The 18958-nt window shown below is 52.1% G+C and carries 21 protein-coding genes and 2 pseudogenes; 1 reads left to right on the forward strand and 22 read right to left on the reverse strand.

The window, feature by feature from the left end:
- On the reverse strand, positions 1–1083 hold a 1083-nt coding region (locus ACESZP_RS17215), incomplete at its 3' end, for a toprim domain-containing protein (RefSeq protein ID WP_499709875.1).
- An 87-nt stretch (positions 1084–1170) separates the two neighbouring features.
- Between ACESZP_RS17215 and ACESZP_RS17220 the strand changes: the two genes are divergently transcribed.
- Positions 1171–1488, forward strand: a complete 318-nt coding sequence (locus ACESZP_RS17220) for a DUF2651 family protein (protein ID WP_117452273.1) — start codon at positions 1171–1173, stop codon at positions 1486–1488.
- A 61-nt stretch (positions 1489–1549) separates the two neighbouring features.
- Here the strand turns inward: ACESZP_RS17220 and mobQ are convergent, their stop codons facing one another.
- From mobQ to ACESZP_RS17325, 21 genes and pseudogenes are all read right to left on the reverse strand, one after another.
- Positions 1550–3058 (reverse strand): MobQ family relaxase, encoded by a 1509-nt coding sequence (gene mobQ / locus ACESZP_RS17225; RefSeq protein WP_499709885.1) that lies wholly within the window; start codon positions 3056–3058, stop codon positions 1550–1552.
- A 230-nt stretch (positions 3059–3288) separates the two neighbouring features.
- Positions 3289–3585, reverse strand: a complete 297-nt coding sequence (locus tag ACESZP_RS17230; protein ID WP_195309142.1) for a DUF3847 domain-containing protein — start codon at positions 3583–3585, stop codon at positions 3289–3291.
- An 83-nt stretch (positions 3586–3668) separates the two neighbouring features.
- Entirely contained in the window at positions 3669–4487 is an 819-nt protein-coding gene (locus tag ACESZP_RS17235) for a hypothetical protein (RefSeq protein WP_097769768.1), read from the reverse strand.
- Positions 4484–5044: an RNA polymerase sigma factor gene (locus ACESZP_RS17240; RefSeq protein WP_097769767.1), complete on the reverse strand. Its 561-nt coding sequence runs from the start codon at positions 5042–5044 to the stop codon at positions 4484–4486. Before ACESZP_RS17240 ends, ACESZP_RS17235 begins: the two co-directional genes overlap by 4 nt.
- Positions 5045–5128: 84 nt before the next feature.
- Entirely contained in the window at positions 5129–5617 is a 489-nt protein-coding gene (locus tag ACESZP_RS17245; protein WP_476387743.1) for a hypothetical protein, read from the reverse strand.
- Complete coding sequence (locus tag ACESZP_RS17250) at positions 5614–5940, reverse strand: TnpV protein (protein ID WP_158420703.1); 327 nt, start codon at positions 5938–5940, stop codon at positions 5614–5616. Before ACESZP_RS17250 ends, ACESZP_RS17245 begins: the two co-directional genes overlap by 4 nt.
- On the reverse strand, positions 5937–7811 hold the full coding sequence (locus ACESZP_RS17255) for a recombinase family protein (protein ID WP_097777326.1): 1875 nt from the start codon (positions 7809–7811) through the stop codon (positions 5937–5939). The genes ACESZP_RS17250 and ACESZP_RS17255 overlap by 4 nt, the downstream gene beginning before the upstream one ends.
- A gap of 55 nt (positions 7812–7866) precedes the next feature.
- Positions 7867–9303 (reverse strand): annotated as a pseudogene (locus ACESZP_RS17260) (DNA topoisomerase); the annotation flags it as partial.
- Positions 9284–9976 carry a conjugal transfer protein TraG gene (locus tag ACESZP_RS17265; protein WP_499709877.1) on the reverse strand — a complete coding sequence of 231 codons (693 nt, stop codon included), beginning with the start codon at positions 9974–9976 and terminating at the stop codon, positions 9284–9286. The pseudogene ACESZP_RS17260 and the gene ACESZP_RS17265, both read right to left, overlap by 20 nt.
- Positions 9973–10167, reverse strand: a complete 195-nt coding sequence (locus ACESZP_RS17270; protein ID WP_412343421.1) for a hypothetical protein — start codon at positions 10165–10167, stop codon at positions 9973–9975. The genes ACESZP_RS17265 and ACESZP_RS17270 overlap by 4 nt, the downstream gene beginning before the upstream one ends.
- Positions 10164–10922 (reverse strand): DUF4366 domain-containing protein, encoded by a 759-nt coding sequence (locus ACESZP_RS17275; RefSeq protein WP_499709880.1) that lies wholly within the window; start codon positions 10920–10922, stop codon positions 10164–10166. The genes ACESZP_RS17270 and ACESZP_RS17275 overlap by 4 nt, the downstream gene beginning before the upstream one ends.
- The gene (locus tag ACESZP_RS17280) at positions 10912–11157 is read right to left on the reverse strand and encodes a DUF4315 family protein (RefSeq protein WP_441659176.1); all 246 of its coding nucleotides are present in this window, start codon (positions 11155–11157) and stop codon (positions 10912–10914) included. Before ACESZP_RS17280 ends, ACESZP_RS17275 begins: the two co-directional genes overlap by 11 nt.
- A 25-nt stretch (positions 11158–11182) precedes the next feature.
- Complete coding sequence (locus ACESZP_RS17285) at positions 11183–12880, reverse strand: C40 family peptidase (protein WP_499709881.1); 1698 nt, start codon at positions 12878–12880, stop codon at positions 11183–11185.
- Positions 12873–13241 carry a hypothetical protein gene (locus ACESZP_RS17290; RefSeq protein WP_272154906.1) on the reverse strand — a complete coding sequence of 123 codons (369 nt, stop codon included), beginning with the start codon at positions 13239–13241 and terminating at the stop codon, positions 12873–12875. The genes ACESZP_RS17285 and ACESZP_RS17290 overlap by 8 nt, the downstream gene beginning before the upstream one ends.
- Entirely contained in the window at positions 13222–15642 is a 2421-nt protein-coding gene (locus ACESZP_RS17295) for a VirB4-like conjugal transfer ATPase, CD1110 family (protein ID WP_499709887.1), read from the reverse strand. The genes ACESZP_RS17290 and ACESZP_RS17295 overlap by 20 nt, the downstream gene beginning before the upstream one ends.
- Positions 15587–16054, reverse strand: a complete 468-nt coding sequence (locus ACESZP_RS17300) for a PrgI family protein (protein ID WP_499709882.1) — start codon at positions 16052–16054, stop codon at positions 15587–15589. Before ACESZP_RS17300 ends, ACESZP_RS17295 begins: the two co-directional genes overlap by 56 nt.
- Before the next feature lie 14 nt (positions 16055–16068).
- On the reverse strand, positions 16069–16614 hold the full coding sequence (locus ACESZP_RS17305) for an MT-A70 family methyltransferase (RefSeq protein ID WP_499709883.1): 546 nt from the start codon (positions 16612–16614) through the stop codon (positions 16069–16071).
- 9 nt (positions 16615–16623) lie between these two features.
- Complete coding sequence (locus ACESZP_RS17310) at positions 16624–17493, reverse strand: VirB6/TrbL-like conjugal transfer protein, CD1112 family (RefSeq protein WP_499709884.1); 870 nt, start codon at positions 17491–17493, stop codon at positions 16624–16626.
- A 69-nt stretch (positions 17494–17562) separates the two neighbouring features.
- Positions 17563–17781 carry a Maff2 family mobile element protein gene (locus tag ACESZP_RS17315; RefSeq protein WP_003525154.1) on the reverse strand — a complete coding sequence of 73 codons (219 nt, stop codon included), beginning with the start codon at positions 17779–17781 and terminating at the stop codon, positions 17563–17565.
- Positions 17782–17999: 218 nt separating this feature from the next.
- A pseudogene (locus tag ACESZP_RS17320) lies at positions 18000–18815 on the reverse strand (VirD4-like conjugal transfer protein, CD1115 family); the annotation flags it as partial.
- Positions 18816–18856: 41 nt separating this feature from the next.
- Positions 18857–18946, reverse strand: coding sequence for a TnpW family protein (locus tag ACESZP_RS17325; RefSeq protein WP_499709602.1), 90 nt, complete (start codon positions 18944–18946; stop codon positions 18857–18859).
- Between the last annotated feature and the right edge of the window lie 12 nt (positions 18947–18958).

The following is an 18958-nucleotide window of genomic DNA, read 5'->3' on the forward strand; positions in this document are numbered from 1 at the left end:
CGCCTTATCGCCATCAATGACGGCGTGGACAGTGCCAGAGGGGACGATGATTTTACCCCTTTCCGCAACATTATGAATGGTTACTTTCCCAAAGGGAATATACGGCTCCCATAGCCATTCAACGGTCTGGGTGTCAACCTCGCTCATGCGGATAATCTCAACGGTTTCTTCCTGCGGCGGCTCTTTCAAGCCGTAAATCGCTTCCCGGATATACTTCCCGTCCGCGATTTCTGCCCGGTGCTGCAATACCTCATTCCAGTCCTTGTAAAGCGGGAGAAGGCGGTGGACGGTCAAGCCCTCCGGCACAAGCTCCGCAAGGCGGCTGCAAGCATCGTTTCCGGCGTTGTCGCTGTCAAGGCAGAGGTACACGGTCTTGATGTTCGGACGGTCAGAAAGGAAACGCAAAAGGGCTTTTTCGCCCACGCCGCCCAACGCCAGATAGCTTTGCTTTTGCCAATCCTTTTTGAACAGGCAGAGGAAAGATAAGAGGTCTATCGGGGCTTCAAAGACAAACAATCTTTCGCCCTCGCCCCGGTAGCAGAAGTTAAAGGCTTTGTCGCTGCCTTTCACATCAAGCCGGAAACTCCCGGCTGTTCCGCGCTGGTGGGCGTAGCGTGGTATGCCGCTTTCATCTCTGCCGACGAATACGGCGTTGTGGTGGGTTGCGTCCTCGTAAATATCGCCGCTGGCAAAGAAAAAGCCCGTCACATCTTCATCAATGCGGCGGGCAGCTGTGAGGTAGTTCCTCGCTGTTCGGTTGTCGGTGCTGCGGGGCGGCAGTCGGAAGTCAGAAAAGGACGCGGGGCTTGGTCTGTCCGGCGGCGGTGTAGCTCCCTTTTCTCCTGCGAGAAGTTCAACGGCTTCGGTGAAGCTCTTGCCGAAAAACTCCATGACAAAATCAATGGGTGCGCCGCCCTTGCTCTGGCTGTGCCTGTACCATTTGTTTCCCCGGACGGTCAGGCTGTCGTGCCGCTTCCAGCGGTATTCATTCCCGGCGCGGGTAAGCTGCTCGCCCTGTGATTGCAGGAAAGAAACAAGGTCGGCTTGGTTGGCGCGGTCTATCTGTTCTTGGGTGTAATACATGGTTGATACCTCGCTTTCTGTGGTTGAATTGTTCATAGGTTTTGAGTATAATGAAATCGACAAATTGGAATTTGAAAGGATGATGATATGATGGATAAATTAAAAAAGAACATGGTTTTCTACCTACTGTTGCTGATAGATTTTTATATCGTTCCTTGGTTTATAAAAGACACAGGAAGTGCAATGATTGTTATGTTAGTAATTATTCCTCTAATATGTTTAATAACCTCTGTTTTTTATGGGATTAGGAATGGTTTTAACTTCTGGTATATTTTGATTGTAGCAATAATGTTTGCGCCATCTATATTTATATTTTATAACTCAAGTGCATGGGTTTATGTAGTTGGATATGCTGTTATTGCATTATTGGGAAATTTAATAGCATTGCCATTAAGAAAAAGATAACTTCCAGTTTATCAGAAAGCATTTAGGGCGGACAGGCAAAGCAGCTTGCCCGTCCTTTCCTTTATCGCTCCTGTTCGTGCCGCTTGGTGCGGGTCTGTGCCTGCTCCGGTTGGTCGGCGCGGAGTGCAATATCCACGCATTTGCGGATTTTTTGAAGCTCGGCAACCTCGGCGCGGGTGGCTTTCAGCGTGTCATATTCCGCTTTCCGCTGTGCTTTGAGGGCGGTATATTCTTTCTCCCACGCGGAGATCGGCAGGGTTTTCACGCCCTCCGGCAAATGGGCATGGAGATAGCGGTTTGCTGCGTCCCATAGGGTAAGCTCGGCGCGGCGGGCTTCCGCAAACTTCTCCTGTTTTCCTTTCCAGCGGATTTGCCGGTACTCGTCCTGTATGGGCTTGTAGGTCTGATAATTTCTGCCGTACTCCATGAGTTTTTGCAGTTCTTTCATGCGCTGCTCGGCGGTTTTCATTCCCTCCCGGATCGAATAGGCTTTATCGCTGACAGAGGAAAGAGAAGCGTCCAGCTCGTCAAGATTAGAGATACCATGCTCGGAGAGATAGTTGACCGCCGCCGCTATGGTTTTCAGTTCATCGGCTGTGTGCTGTTGTTGCCAACGCTGCGAATACTTCCGGCTCTTTTCTCTCTGAACGCTCAAATACTTCATCAGCAGATTTGCAAGGTTGGGAGATTGCGGCGGCTGTTCCGGGGCGGTTTCCCGCGCTTTGAACAGGTCGGCAATCCATTCCTTGAGCTTCCCAATCTGCGCCCGGATTTCCCGGATAAGGCGGTTTGTCTTTTGGATACTGCGGTTCAGTTCGCCTTTCTCGGTGGCGATGCCTTTCTTCTCCATCTGGCAAGCCGCCACGCCCATGTGGACGGTGGGTATCTCGTCAATTCCTCTCTCGGCGTTGCTGCGGTGGTCGATACGCTCCGGGCTTCCGTTCCTCTCCAAAAAGTCGTTGGTATAGTCAGCCCATGCCCTGCGCCACAAGAGGGTGTTGTCCTTGTCGTTCCAGCCTGTAAGGTCAATTTTGTGCGTCTTGTATCTGCCGCTTGGCAAGCGGATACGCTCGCCGTTCTCGTCAAGGTCATATTCCTTTTTGGACTTCGCCGCCCATGCACCGCGCTCGTCAAGGGGGCGCATGGTCAGCATGATATGACAATGGGGGTTGCCGCTGTCGGTGTCATGGATAGCAAAATCCACACACATTCCTCTGGAAACAAATTGAGAGGAACAGTATTCCCGGACAAGCCGGATCTGTTCCTCTCTGGATAATTCTATGGGGAGTGCCGCGTCAATCTCTCTGGCAAGCTGGGCGTTCCCGGCTTTCTCGTAAAGCTCCACGCTGTTCCACAAGGTTGAACGGTCAGAAAATGAGGGTGGCGCGTGGGGCGGCAGCATGATTTCCGTATGGACAACGCCGCCTTTGCGAGTGTAGTCATGGGTCATTCCGTCCCATTCGTTTGTCAGCTTTTCGCCGCTTCGGTAGGCGGCTGCGGCAACGGCTGATTTGCCTTTTCCTCGGCTCACAATGCCGATGTTCCAATGGTAAATGGCTATGGGTATCACCTCCCGGATAGGATAATAAAACCCGCAAAAATGGTACAGACGCCAACGGCGGGTGTACTGTTTTTGTGGGTGTGCAGGGATAGCCGCGAAGCGGCGCAAGGGGTGCAGCCCCTTGTTGCGGCAAAGCCGCCAATCGGAGCGCGGGGAAATCTCCCTGTGCGGAGATAAGCCCTCGGCAGAGCGCACACGCCCGCAAGGGTGTATAAGTGCGCCCTTTGTTCCAAAGGGATTTATTCGGCGTTCCCGCTTTCGGCTCGTTTTTTCAGATATTCCCGCGCTGGTTCACTCGTCAATGCAAGCCGGAGAAGTGCTGCGGCTTCCTCGTCGGTCATGTTTTTTGCTTCCGGCACAATGCTTTCAAAGACCGCGCCCCGGACGATAAGGCGGTGGCTGCGTGTCCGGCGTTCCTCTTTGGATAACTTCTGACGCAACATCTTTTCCCGGTTCTCAAACTGCCGGATTTTCTTCTTTCCGTCCTCAATCTCGGCAGTCAATTCCTCGCGGGTTTTCTCTCTCGGTTTCGTCATAGCTGGCCGCTCCTTTCTGCCTGTCGGCATAGAAAAAGGACAGTCGATTTTCTCGGCTGCCCTTTCGATATGAGATAGATTATTCAGTTTGCGGCGGGGTCTTGTTCTGATACTTCTTCATCAGAAGTCTGGCTGTCAGGAAGCGGGTCATATCCGTCTGGGTTTCCGTCAAGCTTCATACCTGTTTCGTCACTAAAAGAAGTTAAGTCCAAATTCCCGTTTTCTGTCAGCTTCTGGATAACTTCTGCCAACTGATTTTTTATTGTTTCGCTATCATCTTTCATGCCGCCATTTTCCAGATATACCTTGCAATCGCCAATCTCAAAGGTCGCATAGTAAATAGCATTTTGCTCGCCTCGGCTGTTCGGGTCTGTTACAAAATATCCTGCGACTATGGTTATACCGTTGATTTCAGAGACTTTCTCCGTTCCAACAATTACAGTATCAAGCAACTGCACATCTGATGTTGAAATGATTACTTTCACATTTCCGACTTGTCCCTCAAATCCAATCAGTTCTTGTGAACCGCCTGCGTCTATATCGCTATTTAGAAAAATTGCATTGGCTGTAACAGGTAAATCCGAAAATAAAGCTAAGGTTTCATCTTCTGTAAGTGGCTTTGTAGTTACATCTACATCTAAAGCCAAAGAACCGCCAACATTATCAGACTTCACAAAAACAATTTTTTCCCCGTTATTCAATGTGGCTATATCGGTATGACTGCCAAATAATCCACTTTGAAACAATCCCACACCTAAGACGGTTACAGCTACAAAACAGGCTGCAATAGCTCCCCATTTAGCCCAAACTGGCTTTTTTGCTTTCTTCTTGTAGCTGATAGCTTCATCAACATACTTGCTGTCAAGCTCGCTCATGGCTTCGGAAAACTTCTTTGAGTTCATACGAATACCTCTCTTTCTGCTAAATAGCTTTTCATTTTTTGTCGGATACGGGTCAGCCGGACGGAGATATTTTTCTCCGAAAGCCCTACAAACTCGGCTATGTCTTTACAGCTATCGGAAAACCAATAGCGGCGCATGAAGATAACGCGGTTCTCGACGGTCAGCGTGTCCAGAAAACTTTCAATGATACGGGCTAACTCTCTGGCTTCAATCTCGGCTTCCACTGTGTTCGGGTCTGCTATACAGGCTTCGATTTCCTCCATAGCAATCGTGTAAGTGCTGTTTCGCTTGGCTGCTTCCTTTCTGTAATAGATTTTCAGTGAAATGTTCCGAACGATTTTACAGATATAGGTCAGAAGCGGGTGGGGGTTCGCCGGGGGGATTGCGTTCCATGCTCCTAAGTAAGCGTCGTTGACACATTCCTCCGCGTCCTGCCTGCTGTTAACAATGTTATACGATAACTTGTGGCAGACTTTACCGTATTTTATATCCAGCTCCCGTATGCCTTGCTCTGAACGCTCAAAAAACATTTCAATGATTTTCTCATCTTCTATCATCACACCGCCTCCTTTCCGGCTTCACCTATATACTACGGTTTCAGCGGCGAATACTACATCTAATCCGAAACTTTTTCAAAAAAATTATAGCACATCTTTTTGAATAGGGTGTGTCAAGTTGCCGGAATGTTTCTTTGCCGCTTTGCTGGCGGCGTTCCTCCGTTCCTCACTGTATGGGGCGGTCAGACGGAAAGAGAAACGCCCCTTTGCAATATCAAACTCCATGCAGCCCGTTTCGGGGTCTGCGTCGGTCTGGCAGCACTGGTCGGGGTACTGTCCGGCGTAGGCGGCAAGCCGCTTCTTTAAGTCGGTGTTGTGGGTGCGGATATGGATAAGGGGGTCTTTCTCGTCAAACCAAATATCGGTGGTCTTTTCCTGCTTCGTAAGCCCTGTTCTCATAAACTCTCCTTTCTGCGCCCCTGTTACGCAATAGGGGCATTTTTCGGGTGTTTTTCCCGGCTCTTGGCTTGGGAAAAACGGCGATTTTCCAATAGAAAACGCTCCGGCGATACATTCCTCGTCCAGGGCGTTTCTATCGTGAAATATGGGATTTTTCCGGCTCTTGACGCTCATACATAGATAAGCTCAAACTTGACGATTTCTTCCGCTTGCGCCTTGCAGGTGTTCATCAGCCCCACCCATTGCATGGGGTCTGCGGCTTTCAGTTCCTCGGTTGCGCCCGCACCCTCGGCAAGCTGCGGGATAATGAGGTCAAGGCGGCGACGGACGGCGGCTTCAATCTCGGCGCAATGCTCATAGAGGCTTTCGCTTGCGACAAGGGCGGTGTAGAGGTCGGGGCGGTAGCCCTCAAGGTAGGCTTTCCGCAAGTGTCCGTAATGCCCGATAGGGGGCTTTTTCTTGGCGGGTGCGTCGCCGTTGTCAATCAATCTTCTCATGCGCTCAATGCTCCTTTCTCGTCCTGCACAAGAGGAAGCTCGATAGGCTCTTGCGGCTCCTGTGCCTGTTCTTGCTGCTCTTTCCATTGTTTGCGTTTTTTCTGCATATAGCGGCGGTTGTACTCGGCTTTCTTTGCCCGTCGGCGTTCCTGTTCGGCTATCGCGGCGATTTCTTCCTCCGTCAGTTCCACTTCCTCGTGTGGGATTTCCACCTTGCCCACGAAGTTAAAGAAAATCTCAATTTCCTGTGTGCGGCTTGCCCCTTTGCCCTCCGCTTGGTGGACAAGGATTTTTTCAATAAACTCATTTATCATGGCGGGGGTAAGCTCGGAAAAATCTGTGTACCGCTTCACAAGAGCGATAAACTTTTCCGCATTGACGCTCTCGCTGCTGATACGGTCAAGCTCCTGTTGGTCTTGGGTAATGCTTGTGTTCAGCCCGTCCAATTCAAGTTCAAAATCGTGTAGCATTTGCTCAAAGAGCTTATCAGAAAGTTTCCCATTGACATTATCCTCATAGAGCTTTCGTATCAAGCGGCTCAATTCATCGGCGCGTTTCTCGCTGCGCTGTTTCCTCTGCCGTATGGTCTTGATAGCCTTTTTCTGCCGTTCCCCGGAAGCGGAGCAGACTTGTTCAATAAAGGCGGCTTCATTGTTCTGCGCGTAGTTGCATACTTCCTTTATCGCTTCAAGTAGCAGTTCATTTACAACAACGGTGCGGATAAGGTGGGTGGTGCAGTAGGTGTCATATCGCTGATTTCCTAAATCGTATCGGGAGCAGTTGTATTCGTCGCGGTCTGGACGCCTTTTCCCGTTTGGTCGCCCCGCCCAATCCCGCGCCTTTCCCGCTTTCCCTCGATGGTTATACATCTTCGCCCCACAATCGGCACAAAACATTAAGCCGGTTAAGGGGTTGGCTTCTCCGATGGTGTCAGTTCTGCGGATTGTTTTTCTCAATGACTGTACGCGCTCCCATGTTTCTTTGTCAATGATGGCTTCCTGTGTGTCCTCGAAGATAACTAAATCCTCTTTGGGTGTCGCTTTGGAGCGTTTGTCCTTGTAGCTTTCCTTGTAAGTCCGAAAGTTTACGGTATGCCCCATGTATTCCGGCTTTGACAGAATATCGGAAATTGTATTGCCGCGCCATGCGTAAGGCTCGGTTGAATTGTAGTTTGACTTGTGATTTCCCATGCCGCGCTGTGCAAGATAGTAGGACGGTCTTTCTATCTTTTCCAACGCAAGAATACGGGCGGTTTCATACGGACCTTTGCCCTCTATCGCCATTCGGTAAATCCGGCGTACTACCTCGGCGGCTTCCTCGTCAATAATCCAATGGTTTTTATCATTCGGGTCTTTCTTGTAGCCGTATATGCAATGGTTTGTCAAATGTGCGCCGGACATTCCCTTTGCCCGTAAAACAGTTGTGATTTTGCGGCTGGAGTCACGAACATACCACTCGTTCATAATGTTCAAAAACGGCGCAAACTCGCTGCTTTCCCGTTTGTCGCTGTCTACACCGTTGGCAATGGCGATAAAGCGCACGCCGTTTTCTCTGAACATCACTTCGGTATAAAATCCCACTTGCAAGTAATCCCTACCGACGCGACTTAAATCTTTTACAAGGACATGGGAAACCTCGCCGCTTTCAATGCTTTCAATCATGCGCTTCCAATTCGGACGGTCAAAATTAGCCCCAGACCACCCATCGTCGGTAAAGTGGGCGCAGTTAGTAAAGCCATGCGATTTTGCATAATCTTCAAGCAGCTTCTTTTGATTGATAATCGAATTGCTGTCGCCTGTCAGTTCGTCGTCGCGGCTCAATCTCTCATAAAGGGCTGTGATTTTTCCGCTTCCTGTTTGCTTTGTTTTCATGGGTCAATTCTCCTTTCTATGGGCGATTTCTTATCCCCCTTTCATAGCATATAACATCGGTGAAGTGTTTGGGCGGGCTGGTTTTGCCCTCCTTGACGGCAGAGCTGGAAAGGGGCAGCGTCTGACCCTCGGACAGTTCTGGCAGACGGCCTCCGTCCGGCAGGACCTTGTCCTCGTTTTCCTTGTCCGGCTCCGCATTTTTCAGCGCAGAACGGTAGGCAGTGTCCAGCGCCCGCCAGCCGGGGCGTTTCACCGTTTTGCCCTTGGTGGTAAACTCCGCACCGGCACACTCCACGGTGACAGCAGTTTCTGAGTAAGTATGCGGTTCCGCCACCGCGCACAGCAGGCGCAAGGCTACAAGTTCCAAAATCATCCGTTCACCCACCGGCAGACCGGATAGGTCGGCGTTTTGGAGATTGCGGGTGGGGATCACTGCATGGTGGTCGGTCACTTTTTTGTCGTTGATGACCGCACCGGCATCACAGGAAATGGCGATTCCTTTGCGAAACGGCATGGCGTTGGCAACCAGATTGACCAGCACCGGCAATCCCTCCGCCATATCCGAAGTCAGATAGCGGCTGTCCGTGCGGGGATAGGTGCAGAGCTTCTTTTCGTACAGATTTTGGAGGTAGTCCAGGGTTTGCTGGGCCGTATATCCCAACAATCGGTTGGCATCCCGTTGGAGGGTAGTCAGGTCATAGAGGGCGGGCGGCTTTTCCGATTTGTCGCGGCATTCCACCTTTTTGACCGTCACATCCGCACTCTGGCAGGCGGCTTTCAGCTGCTCGGCAGCAGCCTTGTCCGCCATGCGTTCCCCGGAAACGGAAAAACCGGGCAACTCCAGGACTACCGTGTAAAACGGAACCGGCTTGAAGGTGTCGATCTCGGCTTCCCGTTGGACGATGAGGGCCAGCGTCGGGGACATGACGCGCCCGATGTTGAGGGTACGGTGGTACAGCACCGAAAACAGTCTTGTGGCGTTGATACCAACCAGCCAGTCGGCCTTGGCGCGGCAGAGAGCAGCTTGGCGCAGACCGTCATAATCGGCACCGGGGCGCAGGTTTGCAAAGCCCTCCCGAATAGCGGAATCCTCCATCGAGGAAATCCACAGCCGCTTCATGGGTTTGCTGCATCCCGCCAGCTCATAGACGCTGCGGAAAATCAGTTCGCCCTCGCGTCCGGCATCACAGGCATTTACCACCTCCGTCACATCCGGGGCGTTCATCAGCTGTTTCAGCACAGCAAACTGTTTCTTCTTGTCTTTACCCACCACCATCTGCCAGTGTTCCGGCAGGATGGGCAGATCGTCATAACGCCACTTAGCGTAGTCCGGGTTATATACATCGGCATCGGCCAGCCCGGCCAGATGACCCACGCACCAGCTGACCCGCCAGCCGTTACCCTCCAGATACCCGTCTTTACGGACGGTTGCGCCGATCACGGCGGCCAGACTTTGTGCAACAGACGGTTTTTCAGCAATCACAAGTTTCATCATCTTCATCCTCCCATTCTTCCCGCACAGGCGTGTGCAGTTTTTTCTCAATGCTGTTTTCCTCATCCAGCAGCAGGTCATAGCCGAACCGGTAGTCATAGCGGTACAGCTTTCCCAGCAAATCGTTGATAAGGATACGGCAGGCCAGAATGACACGGGTTTTGTCCACCCGCAACAATCGGTAGCGTTGATAATTGCTGTAATATTCCTCATGGCGGCGGGTACGGCGGACGGTTTCCTCAAACAAAATATCCACCGGGTCCTGGCAGCCGTCCTCTTTTTCTCCCTCCATGCAGTTCAGAAGTTCCATCACCATAGGGAAGTTCCGTTCATCCATTGGGGCTTCTTCTGCCAGAAAGCCTACCAGTGCGGATAAGAGCAGGCGGGCGGCTGTCTGTTCCCGGTCTGTCAAAACTGCCATTGTCTGCGCAGCATCCGGCAGGAGCGTTTCTTCCACAAAATCCGCTGCGTCGCCTGAATAAAGCTGACGGATGGAATCTATGGACAGGGGAACCGCTGCGGCATTCAGGGAGAAATCAAAAGGTTCCTCCCGTGTGGGCTTTTTCCGAAATTTGCTCCACACAGTTGAGAGAATGTCGCTGCCAAAATAGACGGCGATCACCAGCAGGTCAAAAACCGCAAGCAGCTTAATAAATGTAATCAGAATACTCATTTTTTTCGTTTCCTTTCTTTGAGCCATCGTTCCATCTCACGGTGGCAGACTCCCACACAGGGCTGACCATAATTCCCGCAGCCATAACAGGGGTGGCTTTTGGGTAAAGAAGGAGGACGGGAAGTTTCCTTCCCGCCCTCCGGCCTGCGTGTCATCATGCGTTCATAGGGGCTGTCGGTGAACCGGGTCATGGGGTCTCATCCTCACTTTCTTCACCGCCGCCCCTGTCAGCGTCCGGCTCGCCCGATTCCTCGTCCTCCAGTTCAGTTTCTTCCTCATCCGGCAGTTCCTCGCCGTCCTCATAGTCATAATCGTCTGGATTGCTGCTGTTTTTGTGGTTGGCTTTACCCTTAATAAATTTGAAGTAGGCAAAGGCAGCGCCGCCAATCATAGCCAGCACCAGCAGCAGGACAGCCGGATTTACCCCTGCGGGTTCTTTTTTCTCCGGTTCCGTAGGTTCCTTTGGCGGTTCCGGCTTCTTGCCGGTACAGCCGGTCATGTCCGTACTGCACACCTCGCATTTGGTGTTGACTGCACCGGCTTCACATTTTTCCGTGCAGTTGCAGACAGCGGGCGTTTTCTCGGCGGATTGCCCGTCCTCCATCAGCGCCATCAGGTCGGCTTCATCCACCTGATTTAAGAAATGGACGGCGGTTTCCTTGTCCTCGTTGGCACGGTCAATGAGGATGTAGAAATAATTGCCGGATTTTGTGGTGACGGTGATGAGCTGCTTGTTGCCGCCGAAATCATCCACCAGGGCAGCATTGCCCTCCGGGGTCAGGGCAGGACTGTCCTCAGTTTCTTCCACCACATTGGTATCGTTGGTGGCATCCTCCGCCGGGGGCTGCTCCGGCCCTTGAGCAAAAGCGGTGACAGAAAAACCGCCCATCAGCACCAATGCGGCGCAGAGGGCGGAAAGGGTCTTAAAAATTCTCTTATTCTTCATGGGCGGTGTCCTCCTGTTCTTCATGAGCATCCATACCGGGGAGTGTGCCGCCGGACAGCATGGCGCTTAACTGCTCCGGGGTCATACGCATAGCGCGCACCATCTGGACGATCTCCAGATTTTCCGCTTCGGTTTTCTGCGCTTCCAGCGCTTTCAGCTTTTCCTGATACTCTGCGATTTTCTCACGGGTTTTCGTAATTTCCCGGTCAATGCGTTCGATTTTCGTAGCCATAATCAATCACTCCTTATCAAAAAATTTGTCACCAGTTCATCAGACCGTAGCCCTTGATGCACTCGTAGTTCACATCGTAGCTTCTGATTTTGCAGGCATCGCCGCTGTTTCCCTCTACGGTATAGACCCGGCTGCCGTCTGTGCCGATGACGATGCCCACATGGTCGGCTCTGCCGTCCAGATCCCAATCGAAGAAGATGGCGTCGCCGGGGGCGAGGTTGTCATAGCCCCGTGCGCCCCATTGTCCATGGGACTGGAACCACGGGATGCCCTGGGACTGGCAGGCGGCAAAGCGCGGCTCGGATAATCCCATCTGCCCATAGCACCAGGATACAAAGCAGGCGCACCATTCCACGCGGGAATTGAAGCCGTACCAGCTCCAGTAGGGCTGCCCGCCCACATTTCCCACCTGACGTTTGGCCAGTTCCACCAGCTCCGGGTTGCCGGGGCGTGTGCCGTTTACAAACTCCACACCGTCCAAACTCTCGGAATCACTGGTATTTGTGGAGCCGCCGCCGAAGATCAGCGGCTTGTTGCCCAGCGTCTGCCGGTACACCTGATACATTTCCAGCTGCTCCGGGGTCAAAAGCTCTGTGGCAAGAGAGGAGATGGGGCGGCTCTCCAGCTTGACATGAAGAATCCGGTATTCGTATTCGTGGGTGTCGCCATCCTCGTCCGTATAGGTGCGAATCTGGATTTCCTCGGTGAGTGTCAGGGTATATTGGGCGGAAAACACGCGCTCCAGTTCGCCCTGGGCGCTGGACTGAGTGTACCCCTGCAAGACGGCGGAGAGAAACGCCGCCAGCTCATGGGGGTCATGCCCGATCATATCCAGGTCATAACGGTATTCGTCATATCCCGGATGGCTGCTTTCGATGTTGTCGATCTCGGCTTGCAGCGCCGTTTCTCTGGCGGCGTAGTCGGCCTCCACCGCAACAAGTTCCGGGTCATCCGACGGATAGGTAGAGCCGGAAATGGCAGAACCAATGCTCTGCGCCATCATGGAGCAGGAGGACATGGTGTTGAGCAACAGGCAGATGAGAAGAAAAATCGCACCTACAAGCAAAAAGCCTTTTTTGTGGCGCATAATAAATGCTCCGGCCTGCTGTACCTTTTCCTTGACCGTCCTGGCGGCCTTGCCGGTCTTTTTTGCGGTGTTGGCGGTGTTTTCGGCGCGCTTGGCGGCGGCGTATTCCTTTTTGATGGTCTGTTTCTGCTGCCAGCGTGAAAACGGATTGCTGGTAAGCTGGGGATTTTCCCGCAAAGACTTCTGGAACAGGGCGTTTACATTGGCCTTTTCCAGCTTTTGCTCCGCCTGTGCCGCCTTGCGGTAAGGTTTCAGCTTGTGGCTGCGGTAGCCCTCCCGAACAAGCCTAACGCCGGTCTCTGCGGTTTCCTCAGACTTGTGGGCGCTCTCCACGCCCACATTGTCCTGTTCCGTTTCACGGATTTCCTTGTGGAGTTTTCCCAGCGCCGCATCTCCCGGAGCATCCCGGACCGCATGGGACAGCTTGGAGGGCGGTTTTTTCTTGTCCTCCAGCACCAGTTTGGTGGTCACTTTGCCGGTCTTAGGGTCCACCGTTTTTTGCCGCACCTGCTTTTTGGGGATTTTCGCCTGCGCCCTGTCTGCTTTGGCGGCAGCCCGGTCTGCCTTGCGGATGGGCTTTTCCAGCGCCGGGTCAGAGCGTTCATCGTCTGTAAAGTGCAGGCGCGGTTCCTTACGCATACCAGCCACCCGCCATCAGGTCATCCAGCAGAACGCAGGTTTCCGCATAAACCGGAATCTGAATGGTTTCTGCCGGAAAGACCGTTGTGGACAGGAAAATCGCCATCAGGGTTCCTCTTGCCATGTCCCGATCCTGAATCGGGCTGCCAATAAACAGCTTGGGAACATCCGGTATGCCCTCTGTCCAGATATGGTGAATCCGGGTAAATCCGGCATAGCCCTTGGGTGTGAGACTTTTTGCTGTCTTTTCCTGCTCATAGCAGTAATGGACGGCGGCGCGAAGCAGTTCCACCATCTGCTCACATCCGCTGACGGCGGCCAGAAGCAGACCTGCGCCTTTTTCAATTTCTTTCTTTGTCATGCTGTTCATCCTCCTTTTTTAAGTCCAACGGTTTGGTGGTCATTATGGCATAGAGTTCGGTGTTTTTCGGGAAGTGGTCCACGAAGGGCAGGATGGTGGAGCCGTAGAACAGCAGTCCTTCACCCTCGCCGGAGTGGGTCACATAGCTAAGCTGGTGCGTAGAAATGCCCAGCTGTTTGGCAAGAATCTGCCGGTCTCCGCCCGCCTGGTTGAGCATATACACGAAGTCGGAGTTTTCAAAGATGTTCTCCACCTCGCGGCTGCTCAAAAGGTCTTTGACGTTCTGCGTGATACCGGTCGGGATGCCGCCCCATTTTCTGAATCGCTTCCAAATTTCTACCGTATAAGCGGCGGTCTGTTCCTCCTTCAAAAGCAGGTGCATCTCGTCGATGTAGTAACGGGTGGACTTATGGGCGGCGCGGTTGATGGTGACGCGGTTCCACACCTGATCCTGCACCACCAGCATCCCGATTTTCTTCAGCTGCTTGCCCAGTTCCTTGATGTCATAACAGACAATGCGGTTGTTGATGTCCACATTGCTCTGGTGGTTGAACACATTGAGGGAGCCGGTTACATAGATTTCCAGCGCTGTGGCGATGTACTGCGCTTCCTTTTCGTCCTGCGCCCGCAAGAGGTTATACAAATCCTCCAGAATGGGCATATTCTCCGGGCGCGGGTCGTTCAGATAGTCCTGATAGACCAGCCGCACACAGCGGTCGATGATGGTTTTCTGCACCGGCTGCAAGCCCTCCTTGCCGCCCACAATCAGCTCGCACAAGCTGAGAATAAAGTCGGACTTGAGGGACAGCGGGCTTTCATCGTCCGAATAGTCCAGGTTCAAATCCATGGGGTTGATGTAGTTGGTGGAAGTAGGCGAAATCTTAATGACCTGCCCATGCAGACGCTCCACCAGAGGGGCGTACTCTGCCTCCGGGTCGCAGATGATGACATCATCCGAAGTGAGCAGAAAGCTGTTGGCGATCTCTCGCTTGGCGCTGAAAGATTTACCGGAACCCGGCGTGCCGAGAATCAGGCCGTTGGGGTTTTTCAGCAGCTTTCTGTCCACCATGATGAGGTTGTTGGACAGAGCATTGATGCCATAGTACAGAGCTTCTTTGCCGTTCTGGAATAATTCCTGGGTGGTGAACGGCACAAAGATTGCCGTGGAACTGGTGGTCAGTCCGCGCTGAATCTCAATCTGGTTGATACCCAAGGGCAGGCAACTCATCAGCCCTTCCTCCTGCTGGAAGTCCAGCCTTGTCAGCTGGCAGTTGTATTTCTGTGCGATACTGGATGCCTGGAACACATTGTTGTCCAGCTGGCGGGGGTTATCCGCCGTGTTCAGCACCAGAAATGTCACAAGGAACATTCGCTCGTTGCGGCTCTGCAAATCCTGCAAGAGCTTTTTGGCCTCAACACCATAAGTGGCAAGGTCGGAAGGGATGATGTCTATGTCGTATCCTGCTCTGACCGCCTTTTTCTGCTCCTCAATTTTGGATTTATCCAGATCGGTGATTTTCCGCTTGACCGTCTTGATGGCCTTGATCTGATCCACCGACTGGATATGCAGGCTGACGATCAGGCTGGATTCCATATCCAGGAAATCAGCCAGCATCCGGTCATTCAACTCTGGGGCCAAAATTTGTACGAAGCTGACGGCTCCGTACTTTTTACCCATGCGGAACTGCTTGCCGGTGCGGAACTCAAAGGAGCTGGGGGCGATAAAGTCCTTGGTGGACAGGCCGCTGGTGGGGAGCCAGTCCCACTCAAACCGGAACGGCAGCTGCTCATCCATGTGGAAGATACCATGCAGCTGGGAAAGTCGTGCTTTGCCGTCCAGCGTTTCCGCCGCTACGCCCAGCCGCTTGAAGTTATTGAGAATGTCGGTCTCAATGCGCTCCAGACGGGGCTTGGCCGCCTTGATGCTGTCCGCGTCAATGCCAAAGGTGAGATACTTGGTTTTGATAAGGCCGTTGTTGCCCTTTGCCAGCTGGTTTTGCAGCATGGTGGTGTACTCCACCCGGATACTGTCAAAATCATCCCTTTGAAGGGGGATGTTGATGGCGCGGGCAAAGGTTTCCTCCGATGCTGCAAGGTTCAAAAAAGACAGCTCAAACTGAATCGAGCTGTCGAAGTAGTTGAGGAAATCGCACCAGCCCTCGAAGATCGCGGTTTTATCCTCGTTTTGCGAAAGCTGATAGTTGATGTCCTGAAATTGAATGGTTTTTGTGTAGTGACCGTCTGATACCCGGCAGATACCATCCGGCCACATCCGTTCATAAGGGATGCTGTCCTGCGCGGATTTTTCCTTTTTGTCCGTGCGGTTGGCGCGGGCAATGGCAGCTTCAATCTGCTTTCTGTCGGCGCGGGACAGCTTTTTCTTTGTTTTGACCGGCTGCACAGCTTTTTCCTCGTTTTTTCCGAACAGCTGGTGCAGCCAGTTTTTGATTGCCGTAAACAATGTGTGACACCTCCTCGTCGAGATTTGCCTGCCGCTGTAACACGGCATAGAAGTTTTTGGTGCGGTAGGGGCGCTGCCTGGGGCGGATCACCGTGACGCGAATGATATTGCCCACAATCTTTTCCAACGGCTGGCCATGCTTTTCGTACATCGCCAGCAGGAAGAAGGGCAGCATCACGAACATCATGCAAAGGGCTGCCGTACTGTTTCCGGCAGAGCCACGGAGCAGAAAGAACAGCGGTACGCCCAAAAGCACCCCTCCGCCGAAGCAGACTAACTGCCGCTTGGTTAAGTTAAAAGCAACCTTGGTTTTGACTTTGGTCAGGTCTTTGGGTACAGGTACATAGGCCATAGAAACTCCCTCCTTTATGAAAATGAAACAGAACTGTCCACCTCGTTGCCCCATACATCCCAACCGGGTGTGGCTTGTCTGGCGAACAGCTCAATACGCGGCAAATCACCCATAAGCTGCACAATTCGTTCTCTTACCTCATGTGGCTTTTTGGAATGTTCCTCAATATGAGAAAGAATAACTTGATGAACACCTGCGTTAATTCGTTTGGGGTTCCCTTTGGTAGCTAAGATACAAAACTCCACATTTGAGCGAGTCCAATATCCCATTCCCCAAAATAGACTATCTGCTTTTTTGTTTTGCTTCACCCAAGCAAAAGCGATTGTCTTATAGGTAAATCCCCATGCGCGAAGCACAGAAATCCCTTCCAGTAAACAAGGATTTGTCACCCAAAGAAAAAGCATGCAATTTTTGTCTGCTAAATCACCAACAGGTAAGGCGCAAATATCGTCAACACTCATAGTGGGGTAGTGACTTTCTGCGCTTCGCCCCATTCCTTTTTTTGAATATACATGGTATCTCCAAGGTGGATCAGCATAAATAATTTGATATTTCTTCATGTATCCTCCTTAATGAGCCTGAAATACGGCTTTTGCAAGGCTTCCGGTCTTAAAGAGCGTAAAGCACAGTAAAACCGTATAACCCACACAGCTCCAGATCGCCATAATCACATCTTCCTCCGTAGCGATGTCCTGCACCAGCACAGCATAAATTGCCACGCAGACGATGATGAGAAACGCCTGAAAGCCCAGCGCCATCAGGGAGCGCAGATAGTTCTGGCCCATGCCGCCCCATTCCTTGCCCATCATGGCAGCCATGGGGATGGGCGCAACGGATGTCACAAGGTAAATTTCAATCATACGGCCATAAATCACGATGAAGATGCAGATATACAGCGCCCACATGGTAACGCCGATAAACATACTCTGGAACCAAAGCCCGAACAGCGGACCCAAATCCATTTCCATCAGCCGGGGTTCCATATCCGTGAGGATGGAGGAAATATCAATGGCGGTATCCGAAGAAATGATGCCGGATGCCTGTGCCACCACACTCTGCGCCATATCGAACACGCCCATGACGATATTCCATGTATTCGTGACAAGGAGTATGGCTGCGGCTGACTTGAACACCCACTTGAAAATCATCCAGGTGTCCACATCATGCAGGTTGTTTTTGTCGGTAATCATCTGGATCAGTTCCAGCGTCATTACAATCGCCAGAATCACACCGGCGATGGGAACCATGATAGAGTTGGAAAGGTTCTGGATCATGCTGAAAATACCGCCGTTCCAGCCCTGTGGCGTTTGCCCAACCTGCACGGATATATCTCCGACCTGCTGGTTTACAGAATCGAACATCCCGGACAGGTTGCCCATAATGCCGCCTACCAGCATTTCTTTCAGCCAATTTGTCAGGGCTTCAAGTAAGAAATCCATACGGTGTCAACCTCCTTTCCGCCGCCCCCGCAAAACTGCGGGAACGGCAAGGATTTCATACGGAGACGCTTAGACAGAGAAAAGCCCGGAGAGCAGAGGTACAAGGACCATACCAACAACAGCTACACCAGCACCGGCCATGAGCTGCTTCATGCCCTGTGATTTGGCGCCAGGGTTGTCGTTTCCGTAACCTTCCAGCAGGTTGATGACGCCCCAGATACCAAGACCGGCACCGAGCGCGATAACGAGGGTCTGAAGAACGGTGATTGCCTGTTCAAAAAATGCCATATAGTTTGTTAGCCGGAATCTGATTAAAAAATAGGTTTGTCATGTTTCATAGGCATACAAAAGCCGGAACAATCTGCCGCCCGGTTTCCGGGGGCATGATTCCGGCTGTCCTCCTTTTTCATTATTTTTTCTTGCGATTGTCCGCTTTGTACGCCAATGGCCCCAAAAGGGCAGTTGCGGCGAATAGATAAGACCACTCCTTTCATAGCGGAACAGATTTAAGCGCCCTGAGTATCTACTTCGTACACGTCGCAGACCTCATTGGGCTTGAGTTTCAGCCGGGTGGACAGGAACGCTTCAATGTCAAAAGTGTTCTTGTCGCTTGCGTCGGCTGTGTATTTGAAATTGGGGTGCTTGGTGATGTCATACTTGTCCGAGAGGAAAGGCCGCACACCGCGCAGCTGGAGGATGCACTTGCCGCCGTCCATAACAGCAAGCTCATCCTGGCTCATCAGCTCTTTCCCCAATTTCTGATAGTTGAGCGAGTGGGAGGTCTCCCGTCCACGGCTCTCTCCGGTGTTGTAGGTGTCGATGGTTTCCTTGCCCAGCACGGCAGCCAGCTCTTTGAGGGTAGTCGGCTCTTTACCGCCCAGGAAGATGGAGGTATCCATATTGCCGATGATGGTATCGGCGTTGTCCTTGTAGATGGCTTTCAGCTGGCTTTGCGCCTGCAAGACCAGACAGGCGGAGATCTCACGGCTTCGGATGGTAGCAACCAGCTTTTCCAGTTTGGGAATCTGGCCGATGTTGGCGCACTCGTCGATAAGGCAGCGCACATGGATCGGCAGCCGCCCGCCGTACACATCGTCGGCTTTTTCGCAGAGGAGGTTGAATAACTGGGTGTAGCACATGGAAATGAGAAAGTTAAAACTGTCATCCGTATCGCTCATAATAAGGAACAGGGCAGTTTTCCGGTCTCCCAGAGTGTCCAGCTCCAGCTCATCGTAGGAAGTGACCTCCCGCAGCTCGGCAATATCGAACACAGCAAGGCGCGCACCGCAGGAAATCAAAATCGACTTAGCGGTTTTGCCAGAGACGAAAAGTCAAGGACTTTTTCATCAAATTCAAAAAGAAGTCACATTTTGCGGACTTCCTCACGGAGCATACGCTTGATTTTGTCCTCCATCGTCTCTTTTGCGGTCTGGCTGAAATGGACACGGACGATATAGGTTGTCTT

It is taken from the genome of Candidatus Dorea massiliensis AP6 (assembly GCF_964245105.1).
GTDB classification, from domain to species: domain Bacteria; phylum Bacillota; class Clostridia; order Lachnospirales; family Lachnospiraceae; genus Laedolimicola; species Laedolimicola intestinihominis.